This is a genomic window from Faecalibacterium sp. OF04-11AC, assembly GCF_003460645.1.
Lineage (GTDB): Bacteria > Bacillota > Clostridia > Oscillospirales > Ruminococcaceae > Faecalibacterium > Faecalibacterium prausnitzii_I.
Map to the genome: position 1 here is coordinate 1 of NZ_QTVP01000024.1, position 12515 is coordinate 12515.

Annotated in this window: 12 protein-coding genes and 1 riboswitch; all 12 genes read left to right on the forward strand. The window is 56.6% G+C overall.

The annotated features are described in order from the left end of the window. Positions 1-1041 precede the first annotated feature (1041 nt). A riboswitch (cyclic di-GMP riboswitch) is annotated at positions 1042-1153 on the forward strand. A 409-nt stretch (positions 1154-1562) separates the two neighbouring features. Then, positions 1563-4235: a hypothetical protein gene (locus DXA70_RS10490; RefSeq protein ID WP_128118441.1), complete on the forward strand. Its 2673-nt coding sequence runs from the start codon at positions 1563-1565 to the stop codon at positions 4233-4235. A 43-nt stretch (positions 4236-4278) separates the two neighbouring features. Next, positions 4279-4560: a hypothetical protein gene (locus DXA70_RS10495; protein ID WP_128118442.1), complete on the forward strand. Its 282-nt coding sequence runs from the start codon at positions 4279-4281 to the stop codon at positions 4558-4560. Further along, positions 4560-5129, forward strand: coding sequence for a signal peptidase I (gene lepB, locus DXA70_RS10500; protein WP_128118443.1), 570 nt, complete (start codon positions 4560-4562; stop codon positions 5127-5129). The genes DXA70_RS10495 and lepB overlap by 1 nt, the downstream gene beginning before the upstream one ends. Positions 5130-5169: 40 nt before the next feature. Beyond that, positions 5170-6267 carry an FctA domain-containing protein gene (locus DXA70_RS10505; protein WP_128118444.1) on the forward strand — a complete coding sequence of 366 codons (1098 nt, stop codon included), beginning with the start codon at positions 5170-5172 and terminating at the stop codon, positions 6265-6267. A gap of 293 nt (positions 6268-6560) precedes the next feature. Further along, on the forward strand, positions 6561-7331 hold the full coding sequence (gene srtB, locus DXA70_RS10510) for a class B sortase (RefSeq protein WP_128118445.1): 771 nt from the start codon (positions 6561-6563) through the stop codon (positions 7329-7331). Between the two features lie 13 nt (positions 7332-7344). Continuing rightward, positions 7345-8184 carry an FctA domain-containing protein gene (locus tag DXA70_RS10515; protein WP_128118446.1) on the forward strand — a complete coding sequence of 280 codons (840 nt, stop codon included), beginning with the start codon at positions 7345-7347 and terminating at the stop codon, positions 8182-8184. After that, positions 8177-8782 carry a sortase gene (locus tag DXA70_RS10520; protein ID WP_158565164.1) on the forward strand — a complete coding sequence of 202 codons (606 nt, stop codon included), beginning with the start codon at positions 8177-8179 and terminating at the stop codon, positions 8780-8782. The genes DXA70_RS10515 and DXA70_RS10520 overlap by 8 nt, the downstream gene beginning before the upstream one ends. Before the next feature lie 359 nt (positions 8783-9141). After that, positions 9142-9600: a DUF4830 domain-containing protein gene (locus DXA70_RS14590; protein WP_243001313.1), complete on the forward strand. Its 459-nt coding sequence runs from the start codon at positions 9142-9144 to the stop codon at positions 9598-9600. 113 nt (positions 9601-9713) lie between these two features. Beyond that, positions 9714-9884: a hypothetical protein gene (locus DXA70_RS14595; protein ID WP_243001314.1), complete on the forward strand. Its 171-nt coding sequence runs from the start codon at positions 9714-9716 to the stop codon at positions 9882-9884. Positions 9885-10125: 241 nt separating this feature from the next. Beyond that, a complete protein-coding gene (locus DXA70_RS10530; RefSeq protein ID WP_112115724.1) occupies positions 10126-10389 on the forward strand; it encodes an HPr family phosphocarrier protein in 264 nt (87 codons plus the stop codon). A gap of 97 nt (positions 10390-10486) precedes the next feature. Then, positions 10487-12133: a phosphoenolpyruvate--protein phosphotransferase gene (gene ptsP, locus DXA70_RS10535; protein WP_128118448.1), complete on the forward strand. Its 1647-nt coding sequence runs from the start codon at positions 10487-10489 to the stop codon at positions 12131-12133. 177 nt (positions 12134-12310) lie between these two features. Next, entirely contained in the window at positions 12311-12493 is a 183-nt protein-coding gene (locus DXA70_RS15510; RefSeq protein WP_347553548.1) for a hypothetical protein, read from the forward strand. Positions 12494-12515 lie beyond the last annotated feature (22 nt).

Below are 12515 nucleotides of genomic sequence, written 5' to 3' on the forward strand. Positions count from 1 at the left end.
TCCGCTCGACAGCCGTTCCCCTTTCGGCACTTGCGTGCCACCTCCCCGGCCGGGGGAGTCTTTCCTGGCAGGGGAGCCCTTGGCAAAGAGGTTTCGTTTTCGATGAAACTGATTTGGTTTTGCTGGAAAACGTCACGGAATGCCAAAGCCTCCCCTACTAGGAGAGGTGGCATCGAGCGAAGCGAAGATGACGGAGAGGTTGTACAGAGCAGCACCTGCGTTATTCCGCTCACTCTAAAGGCGTCCTTTGTCCAACCTCTCAGTCTCGCATCCGCTCGACAGCTCTCCTGGCAGGAGAGCCCTTGGCAAAGAGGTTTCGTTTTCGATGAAACTGATTTGCGTTTGCTGGAAAACGTCACGGAATGCCAAAGCCTCCCCTACTAGGAGAGGTGGCATCGAGCGTGAGCGAAGATGACGGAGAGGTTGTACAGAGCAGCACCTGCGTTATTCCGCTCACTCTAAAGGCGTCCTTTGTCCAACCTCTCAGACGCCTGCGGCGCCAGCTCCCCTGGCAGGGGAGCCCTTGGCAAAGAGGTTTCGTTTTCGATGAAACTGATTTGGTTTTGCTGGAAAACGCGACGGAATGCCAAAGCCTCCCCTGACAGGAGAGGTGGCATTGAGCGTGAGCGAAGATGACGGAGAGGTTTTGCAGCGTTTCCGGGAGTCCCGGAAACGGATGAAATTCCAGAAACTCCCGCGAACTCAACCGATATAGTAATACTTATTTATCCGACCCGTGTCTGTTTCGCACGGGTTAGCAGACACAAATTTGTAACTTTTTGTTGGTGGAGTGCACAAACTTTGGGGGGATTATATTGGGCAATCTCTACAAGAAATGGCTGATTTTGGATAGAAACAGACGCAAATTCCGTTTTTGTGTCCATTTGGACACTTGCATGGACAAGGCCAAATTTGGTAAAATAACACCAGTGAAAGGGCCGGGCGGCCAGGCGGAAAAATCAGCGCCCCGCCACCGAATGACACCTTTTGCATCCCGGGCTGTGTAGGATAGTACCAGCAGCCGGGAACACCCCGCGAAACTGAAAACTTTGGCAAACCTGGCGTGAGCCGGGGACGCAAAGCTTGGAGTCTTTTGTGCTGGCATTCCCCGGAGGGAAACGCCAGAAAACCAGAAGATAGTTCGGCTGCATTCAACACCGCTGTGACAGGCGGGGTGTGGATGCGGCCTTTTTTGTTGCGAGGCATCGGGAATGGACACGACCCCGGACTCTATCCCAAAGGAGGGCATGAAAAATGCGTAAAAATCTTGCAAAACACACGGCGAAAAAGCTTCCGCTGGCCAAACGGGTGCTTGCGTTGTGCTTCGCGCTGATTTTCGTGTGCAGCTGTCTGCTGCCCGCCTTTGCAAACGGCACGGGCGAGGGGCTTGACACGCCGGGCACCGAAGTAGTGGAGGCCGCCGACCCCGGCACGGAGCCGGAACCCATGGATCTCTACGACGAGCCCGAGGCGCTGGACGATGACTTCGCCGTGGCGGACGAGCCCGAGGCGCTGGATGATGACTTCGGCATGGGCGACGAGCCGCGGCACAGGGCGATGAGGTGGAAAAACCCGTCGTGGATGACGAGCCCGCAGCCATGGACGATCAGGTGGAAAAACCCGTCGTGGACGACGAGCCCGCAGCCATGGACAATGAGGTGGAAAAACCCGTCGAGGGCGACGAGCCCCCCGTGGCCGATGACACCCATGCCAAAGAGGGCGCGACGAAGACCACCACCGACGCAAGCGGCAACACCGTCTATGAGTACGACACCAGCGGCACGACGTTCCCCGATGACGACGCGGCCGCGCTCCCCGATGGCGACCAGATGCAGGTGGACGCGGCGTTCTCCATCCCCACCAACATCTACCACTTCTGGCTCAAGAAGATGAGCAGCTACGACCTCGCGGACATCGCCGACGCCGCCAAGACCGCTGAAATGACCGTGGAACAGTATCTGGCCATGTACGGCACCGAGAAAGGCTGCTACCACATCATGACCGCCGCCGACGGCGCGAACCTGAAAGATTATCAGTTCGCGGACCCCACCTCCAACGATGACCCCGAGGGCAACAGCCGCGCCTTTGCAGGCTGGTACTATACCGACGATCTGGGCGACGAGCAGAAGTTCGTGTTTGACGAGTTCCTGTACATTTCCGAGGGCACGACCGTGGAAGTCTACGCGAAGTGGAAGAAGCCGGAAGCTACCAAGAGCGTTACGCTTGACGGCCAGACCATCAGCTTCAAAGTAGAGGGTGCAACAACGCTGAATGTTGAGACGCTGGATGCAGATACTCAGGACAAATTGTTAAATGAGCTTGTGCAAAAGGTTGACTCAGAAGAGTATAACACCCTTTATACATTCAATATCAGCCCCAAAGATGAGGGCGGTCTTGAGCTTGAGCAGACCAGCAAAGTTACCATTTCCGGTCTGGACCTCACCTCGGCGGCAGACGTAAAAGTCTTCCATCAGGGCGCTGATCTGGAAGAGCTGAAAGTGAATGTTACCAGCGATGGTGACTTGACTTTCACGACCAACGGCTTCTCTCCGTTTGCAATTCTGGTTGCAGACCTGTCCAAAGCAAATGACAGTGATAGCAGCGATGCAGATGACCGGATGGCAGAATTGGCAAATGAAGATAAAGCATATACGGTCTATAGTGATGGCAGTAACATTGAAATGCCGTTGAATGGAACGTATACGATAACAGGAAAAGCATATTATCCGAATTTTTATACAAACTATCATACTTGGACGATTGAGTCTGGCGATGATGTGGTATCTTTCACCTCGGAGAAAAATATTCAGAATCCGACAATTAAAGGTAAGTCTGTAGGTACGGCAAAACTCAAACACACTTACTATATTTATTACGGCAATCGAAAGTACGATTTTGATGCTCAGGAGTTTACCATCAATGTAACTAAGTTTGAAGATAAGTACAGTGGCAGTGCTTATATCTACTTCTTGAAATTGCCTACTGGCGACCCGATGAACAATGACACAGGCGAGTGGGCACCTACGGCAAATCAGAGTAAGCTGGAAGCAAAAATCAGTACGGCAGGTGCTACTTGGACGAATGGCTACACTAATGATAACAGTGCAATTCCGAACAAAAATATTGTAACAGGAAACGGCCAGATTCTGACAAATTATATCACTTCGTGGCCAGATGGAAGCACAGGAACGACCTGGACGGTGAAAAAGGATGATCTGACTACAGGAGGTTACTTTACATCGATCTGGAACGAGATAAGCAAAAACTACATTGAATCCATAAAAAATGACACGGGTATCAATGACCTGACAGTAGGTGATATTACTGAGATCGTCCTGACGCCCCGAAAGATTTCTCGTAATAACGGTGGAAATCAGAACTATCATATCGATTGCGCAATCAGCGTTGTTACCAAGAAAGCCTTTACCGCGAAGTTCATGGTAAAAGACCCGACGAAAGGAGAAGAAAAGTGGTCGCAGGTCGATTCCGGGAACTACAAAGAGGGCGAAGCTGTTATCAAGACTACGGCTGTAGAGATTGGAGCAACAAAAACTGTTGAAGGCGTGAGGTATAAGCTGAAAGGCTGGTACACGGAAGACCCGCTGGGAGATATCAATGTTCACGGTCCATTGATTGAAGACAATGAATGGCTGAAACGGGGAACAAACGATTATGGATATCTGACAACGAGCACGGATGCGGTCCGTGAGGATGGCACAGTTTATTTCTACGCTGTATGGGAACCTGAGACACAGAAGCCGATTCGGACGATCACGAAAAAGGTGGAAGGTCTGTTTGGTGACCGTAGCAAGCAGTTCAGAATCGTAGTAACAGGCCCGAATGACTTCCGTCAGGAATTTACTCTGGCACATGGGGAGCCTGGAACGCTGAATAATTTGATGGTTCAGGTCGGAGACGTCATTACCATTACGGAATATGATGCAAGCGATTATGATACCACAGCTCAGATCTACTACCCGAACACTTCTAACGGATTGCTTCGAGCCAATGGACAGGAGTTCACAGGCGAAAACGAAAAAACTACTACGATTACCATCACGGATGATATGATCGATCTGGACGAGATCAATATCACTGTTACCAACGAAAAGGACGCCCAGGTTGACAACGGTGTCCTCCTCGACACCCTCCCCTACATCCTGATCCTCGTGGTCGTCGTGGGCGGCGGCGTGCTGCTCTTCCTCCGGAAACGGAAGAACGACGACGATGAATAAGCCAACTTCCAAGCCAAATAAAATCACGAAAGGAGGTGGATGGATGGCAAAAGAAAAAGCCAAAGGAGGCCCGCAGCCCGCACAGCGCCTGCCCGGCGCGGAGGATGCCTGCATCAGCCAGGAGCAGCTGGAGATCGTGGAATGGTACCGCAAGGTGAAGTTCCGCAAGAACCTGCTCGGCGGCGTGGATGAAGTGCAGATGTGGAAGAAGCTGGAGGAGCTCTACGGCCTGTACGAAAACGCCATCCGGGCCGAGAGAGCAAGGTATAACGCCCTGCTGGAAGCCCATACACCTCCCGGAGAGAACCTTGAGGAGGGATGTTGATGGCGAAAGCCGCAAAAACACTCCCTCCGCAAGACCCGCTCACGGCAGGGCGCAGAGCCCTGCACAAGCGGCGCAACGCCGCGCAGGACCGCCGGGACGCGCTCAGTTTACTGGGCCGGGTGGTGGTGCTGGCGGCAGCCGCGTGGGTGCTGTTCACGCAGGTGTTCCTGCTGACACAGGCCTCCGGCAACAGCATGTTCCCCGCCGTCAAGGACGGCGACCTGCTGATCGCATACCGGCTGCAGGGCACTTACGCCAAGAACGACGTGGTGCTCTATGAGCAGGACGGCAAGCTCCGGGTGGGCCGTGTCCTGGGCCGCGAGAACGACCTCATCGCACTGGACGATTCGGGAACGCTGATCGTCAACGGCTCGGCCCAGAGCGGCGAGATCCTTTACCCCACCTACGCGAAAGACACCCTCGAGTACCCCTACACCGTCCCTGCGGACAGCGTCTTCATCTTGGGAGACTACCGCACGCAATCCGAGGACAGCCGGGATTTTGGCCCGGTGGCCCTCACCGACGTCAAAGCAAAGGTGATCACCCTGCTGCGGCGGCGGAGCTTGTAAGTTCTTGAAAACATTGATATAATATTTAGGAGGAATCCACATGAAACTCAACACTGCGAAAAAACTGACCGCCGGCGCTCTGGCACTGTCCATGATGTTCGCAATGGCAACTCCGATGGCATTTGCGGCTAAGGGCGATGAAGATGAGCCTACTGTGAAGATTAGCAAGACCTACAATCTGGAAGGCGATGGCACTAGCCCGGCTGAGACATTCTATCTGTATCAGGAGGGCGATGGTGTAGTTGTCGATGGCGATGCAGGTTCTGCACCGGCACTGGAAAGATTGGACGGCAATGAGTCAGCTTACGTTGCAAAGGTTGTCTACGATGAGGGCGCAGCGGGCAACGACAGCAAAGAAACACAGGAATTTGAAATTACACTGCCGTCTTATGACCATGTTGGTGTTTATGAGTATACTTTGAAAGAGAAAGCAGGTACTACTGCTGGTGTTACTTACCGTACTGCAGAGATTAAGCTGATTGTCACGGTTATCAATAAGGCAGATGGCACCATCCGTGTGGCAGGTGTCCATACTGAAGCGAAGAATGCTGAGGGAAAATGGGAGGCTTCGAACAAGTCTGACTCCTTTGACGACAATACCTATTCTGCTGGTTCTCTGAATGTTGACAAGACTGTTGATGGCAGCTTGGGCGACAAGAACAAGGCCTTTAAATTCACAGTTACTTTGGTTGGCGAAGAGGGCAAGACCTACAATCAGGGCGGTTACGAAATCGTCGGTGGTATTAACAAGAGTGAGACTGAGAAGTCCGCAACTTCCATTAAGGTTGGTGAGTCCGCAACTGTTTACCTGAAAGATGCAAGCAAAATTGAAATCAAGAACCTGCCTTATGGTGTGACCTTTACCGTTGAGGAAGATGATTACACTGATGACAGCCCGGCAAATGGCTATACCACCACTTATAAAGTTAATGAGGGCAGTGTTGTGACTAGCCGTACTACCAGCGGCACTGATAAGATCGCTAGTGCAGACGAGAACGTCTCGTATACCAACAAAAAAGGCGATGGCAACATCGACACCGGCGTCATCCTCGACAATGCTCCTTACATCCTGATGCTGGCTGTTGTGGCTGGTGGTGCTATGATGCTGGTCATCAAGAAGCGCCGCGAGGAAGAGTAATTGAACACTCTCTCCGCAAACACTTTTAAGAGCCTCTGGCGATAACAGCAGACCTTGCGGAATGCCAAAGGCTCTCCTACTAGGAGAGCTGTCGAGCGGATGCGAGACTGAGAGGTTGGACAAAGGACGCCTTTCGGCCAAGCGGAACAACGCAGGTGCTGCTCCGTACAACCTCTCCGTCACGGCTTCGCCGTGCCACCTCCCCTAGTAGGGGAGGCTCTGGCGAAGAGGTGACGCTCGTAACCGGACTCGCAATTCTCTGAACAAGAACCAACATCGCAAGCTGACTGGAGGTGGGCTGTATCACTTGGCAACGTGTAGCGCTGCGGACAGCCGACTTCCTGATCAGCGCGGTGGTGGTGCTGTTCCTCCTCACGGCGGGCGCTTACTCCGCTTACGCGCTGTGGGATAACAACCAGGTCTATGCCGCCGTGGATAACGTGCAGGGCGAGCTGCTGCAGTTCAAGCCTGCCGCCGATGGCGAGAACGGCGCCTCCTTTGAGGAGCTGCTGGCCATCAACTCGGACGTGAAAGCCTGGCTCACCCTGGACAACACCGCCATTGATTACCCTGTGGTGCAGGGCGAGAACAATTTCAGCTACATCAACACCGATGTCTACGGCGACTTTGCACTGGCCGGCAGCATCTTCCTGGATTCCGATTGTGATGGCAGCTTCCACGATCCGTATTCGCTGCTGTACGGCCACCACATGGAAAACAGCAAGATGTTTGGAGATCTTGACCTGTACAAGGATGAGACGTTCTTCAACGAGAACACCACCGGCACGCTGGTCCTGCCCGACCGCACCTACCACTTACAAATTTTCGCCTGTCTGCTGGTGCCCGCGTCCGAGGATGCCATCTTCGACGTGAACCAGTGGGACGCAAACCTGAACGGTCTGCTCGATTTCGCACAGGAGAACGCGCTGCACCTGCACTCTGACACGCTGGACACCGTCCGGGCGCGGGAGGGGGCACAGGTGCTGGCCATGTCCACCTGTTCCACTGAGTTTACCGATGCAAGAACCATTCTTCTGGCGTGGATGACAACGCCGGAGCAGTAAAGGAGGGGATGAAATGAAGATCCGAAAATTCGCGGCGGCGCTGCTGGCGCTGGTGCTTTGCCTGAGCCTGAGCCTGCCCGCGGCCTTTGCGGCAACGGAACAGCGCGTGGAGCTGAAAAACCTGACGGTCAACGTCAAGTGCACGGGCAATGCCATCCCCGACGAGCAGCTCACCATCCGCCTGACCCCCCGCAAAAAAGCCCCCATGCCCGGCGATGCCGCCGCACTGGAAGCGTTCGTCAACACGGCGGACTGCACCCGTTCCAACGGTTATATGACCACCGCCACATTCCCGGAGACATTCGTCTTCACGGCCCCCGGTACCTATGAGTACGAGGTGGCCCAGCGGAAAGGCGGCTCCCTCAACGGCACTTACGACACCCGCACCATGGTGCTCCGTGTCACCGTGAGCTGGAGCGGCGACACGCTGGTGGCCGTGGCCAAGGTCTATGAGGCCGACCAGTCCTCCAATGACAAGGAAGACAGCATCCTGTTCAACAACACGTTCAACAACTCCGCCCCGGACGACCCGTACGATCCGCCGTACAATCCGCCGTATATCCCGGATATCCCCTACACCCCGGACCCGAAGCCCACGCCTGTGGTGCCTGCCCCGGAGACCCCGGTGAACCCGCCGGTCCTGGACGCGCGGCCGGATACCACCCCCACGGTGCCCGCGGTGCCCGTCGCGGAAACGCCCGTCAATCCTCCGGTGGCTGACGCGCGTGCCCCCAAGCTGATCCAGACCGGACAGCTCAACTGGCCCGTGCCGGTTTTGGCAGGGCTGGGCACCCTGTTCCTGGCGGCTGGCGTGATCCTCCTCACCAAGAAGAAAGAGGATGACAATGCGTAAAGCATCCCCGGGCGTCCTCTGTGTCCTGCTGGGAGTCGTCTTGCTGCTGGCGGCGCTGGGCCTCTACGGCTACAACCGCTGGGAGGACGCCCAGGCCGGCGCGGAAGCCCAGACCGTCGTACAGGATCTACAGGAAAAAGTCGTTGAACAAACGCAGAGCGCGGCCTCGGCTCCCGCCATCGACTACAGCTCCCTTGACCCGGAGCTGCCCGTGGTGGAGCTGGACGGCTACGAATATGTGGGCACTGTCTCCATCCCCGCCATTGGCATCGACCTGCCGGTGATGAGCGAGTGGAGCTACCCCAAACTCAAAATTTCCCCCTGCCGCCAGTTCGGCTCCTCCCGCACCGATGATCTCGTCATCGCGGCGCACAACTACGAGTCGCATTTCGGCAAGATCGGCACCCTCGCCCTAGGCGATGAGATCCGTTTCACCGACATGGACGGCATCGAGAACCACTACACGGTTTCTGCCATTGAAGTCCACGACCCCACCGATGTGGAGGCCGTGGAACACAGCGGCCACGATCTGGTGCTGTACACCTGCACCTACGGTGGCAAGACCCGCATCGTTGTCTTCTGTGACAGAAGCGATTGAAGACATTCTCGGATTCCATTCCCGCACCCCCGCACCGGAGACGCCCGGTGTGGGGGATTTGTTTTTGTGGGGACGAAACCTCTCCGTCATCTTCGCTTCGCTCGATGCCACCTCCCCTAGTAGGGGAGGCTTTGGCATTCCGTGACGTTTTCCAGCGAACGCAAATCAGTTTCACCGAAAACGAAACCTCTTTGCCAAGGGCTTCCCTGGTAGGAAAGACTCCCCGGCCGGGGGAGGTGGCACGCAAGTGCCGAAAGGGGAACGGCTGTCGAGCGGATGCGAGACTGAGAGGTTCATATTGCACCCCCTCCCCACATATACTGTACGGACACAACCAAATGGGTGGGAGGGAACGGTATATGTTTGTGGTAACGCTGAAAAAGGCCGGGCTCAAAAAGGTGGGCGTCGGCGTGCTATGCTGTGCGCTGGTGGTATTCAGCGCGATGCTGGGGCGGTACATCAGCGGGCGGAGCGTCATGGCGGCCGCCGCGGCCAGCGGCAACAAGATCGAGAGCGCCCAGGACATCCAGACCTGGTTCACCGGCTATGGGCTGGACGTGGACGCGGCCACCATCGCCGCCGATAAGGTCAAGATCCCCCGCAGGTGGGACGACAGCTTTTCGGCATTCAACGGGGTGGTGCAGCAGAGCGGCATGGACCTGACCCGCTACAAGGGCAAGACCGTGGAAAAATGGACGGCCCTGCTGCCCGCCGTGAGCAAGGGCGACACCATGAGCTATGGCGTGCTGCTGGTGTACAAGAAAAAGGCCATCGGGGCCTACCTGCTGGAGAAGCCTCCGGCGTCGTCACCGGCCTGAAAGACGCCCAGACCGCTATGGCCATGCAGGAGGCCACGGAAGTCTCGGGAGAAGATTTCAGCGGCGATTGGGGCGAGCGCCATGACGAGGAGCTCGGCGCCTCCGGGCAGGCCATGGAGACCTCGGGCGAGGATTTCAGCGGGGACTGGGGCGAGCGCCATGACGAGGAGCTGAACGCCTCCGGCCAGAGCCAGCAGACCTCCGGCGAACCCGAGACGCCTCTGCCGGAAGCGGCCCGCTATACGGACCTCCCGCTGGACGCCGAGGGGTACCCTGTCGAGTGAGTGGGAAAGTGAACAAAAGTCTTTCCCAAAAGCAGAAAATTGTGCAATGATGGTACTTTTGAGGCAAGATTATGTTCAATTATACCAAAATTTTCGCGGAAAAATCGGCAATATGAAAGGGTGCAAAAAGAACGACTAAGGTTTATAATAAGAATAGTAACATCCCGCAATAAACCAGGGCTTTTATTGCAGACGGGGCCGCGCGGCTGGCCCGTTCCGTGGATGGATAAGTAAGGAGAAAATGATTATGAAAGAATTCCAGTATACCGTTAAGGATGCATGCGGCATCCACGCACGCCCCGCCGGCCTGCTCGTGAAGCTGGTCAAGGGCTACGCAAGCACCGCCACCCTTGAAAAGGGCGGCAAGACCTGCGACCTGCGCAAGCTGATGGCTCTGATGGGCATGGGCGTCAAGCAGGGCGATACCGTCACCGTCAAGGTGGAGGGCGACGATGAGGCCGCTGCCGCAGAGGCGATCCAGAAGTTCCTGAGCGAGAACGTCTGATCGCGTGTAATGTCGTGATGAGAAGCCCTCGCGGGAGACTGCGGGGGCTTTTTCGTTCCCAGACGCAAGAGATTTGAGTGATAAGGAGAAATGAACGATGCAGGTGGGTACCGGTAAAAGCATTCTGAACGGCATTGCCATTGGCAAGCTGAAACTCTACAAGAAAAAGAACACGGCCATCTCGGCGGCCGAAGTGGCCGACGCCGCCGCGGAGGTCGAGCGTTTTGAGGACGCCCGGGCCAAGGCTATCGACCAGCAGACCGCCCTGTACGAGAAAGCCCTTGCCGAGGCAGGCGAGGACATCGCCGAAGTGTTCAACATCCACGCCATGATGCTGGATGATGACGACTTCGTGGACGCCATCAAGGAGATCATCAACGGCCAGCGCCGCTGCGCCGAGTATGCCGTCAAGACGGCAGGCGACAACCAGGCCGCCGTGTTTGCCGCCATGGACGACCCCTATCTGCAGGCCCGCAGCGCCGATGTCATCGACATCGCGCAGGCCATGCTGGACATTTTGCAGGGGGTGGACAACGCCAGCCTGCAGGGCACCGAGCCCAGTATCCTTGTGGCGGACGACCTGGCCCCCTCGGAGACGGTCCGGATGGACAAGAGCCTGCTGCTGGGCTTCATCACCCGGGAGGGCAGCTCCAACAGCCACACGGCCATCCTGGCCCGCAGCATGAACATCCCCGCCCTGATCCAGTGCAAGGATATCCAGGACGACTGGGACGGCAAGATGGCCGTGGTGGACGGCTACAACGCCTGCGTGTATGTGGACCCCACCCCCGACCTGCTCCAGAGCCTCCGCGCCCGCCAGAAAGAGGATCAGAAAAAGCAGGTCCTGCTGCAGGAGCTCAAGGGCAAGCCCAACACCACGCTGGACGGCAAGACCATCAACGTGTATGCAAACATCGGCGGCATGGGCGATGTGGGTGCCGTGCAGCAGAACGACGCCGGCGGCGTCGGCCTGTTCCGGACAGAATTCGTCTACCTCAACTGCAAGGACTATCCCACCGAGGATTACCAGTTTGAGGCGTACAAGCAGGTGGTGGAGAGCCTGGCCCCCAAGAAAGTAGTCGTCCGCACCTGTGACATCGGCGCGGACAAGACCGTGGACTATATGCAGCTGGACCACGAGGACAACCCCGCTCTGGGCTACCGCGCCATCCGCATCTGCCTGACCCGGAAAGACTTCTTCAAGACCCAGCTGCGGGCCTTGCTGCGGGCTTCCGCTTACGGCAACATGAGCATCATGTTCCCCATGATCACCAGCCTGCGGGAGCTGCAGGACGCCAAGGCCGTGCTGAACGAGTGCCGCGCGGAGCTCACCGCCGAGGGCGTCAAGTTTGACCAGAACCTCGAAGTGGGTACCATGATCGAGACCCCCGCCGCCGTCCTCATTGCGGACGATCTGGCCGAGGAGTGCGATTTCTTCTCCATCGGCACCAACGACCTCACCCAGTACACCTGCGCGCTGGACCGCCAGAACGCAAAGCTGGAGCCGTTCTTTGACCCGCATCACCCCGCCGTCCTCAAGGCCATCCGGATGACCATTGAAGCAGGTCACCGCCACAATATCTGGGTGGGCATCTGCGGCGAGCTGGGCGCGGATACCGCCCTGACCGAAACATTCCTCCGCATGGGCGTGGATGAGCTCTCGATGAACGCCAAGAGCATCCTGCCCGTCCGCAAGATCGTCCGCAGCCTCGATCTGAGCAAGCCCTCGGCCAAGCAGGTCTGAGCCCCCCTGAAACCAAAAACTTCCACCCCCCGGTGAGGCATTCCCGCCCCGCCGGGGGGATTGTTATCTGGGGGATCTGGCTTAAGGAGAAGAAAATTCGCAAAAACACTTTAAAACCGTGAAGTGCTGTGCTATACTGAACAAGACGTGGCTGCTGCGGCAGCCGGGAGGTACGATATGACTCAATTTCTGATCCGCTGCTTCATCAAGCGCCCGGATGATGTGAAAGACGCCGCTGTCCGCACGGCCTACGGCAATCTGGCCAGTCTGGTGGGCATGGCTTGCAATCTTCTACTCTGCATCGGCAAGCTGCTGGCAGGCACCCTGTTTGGCTCCATCGCCATCATGGCGGACGCCTGAACAACCTGTCGGATGCCTCGTC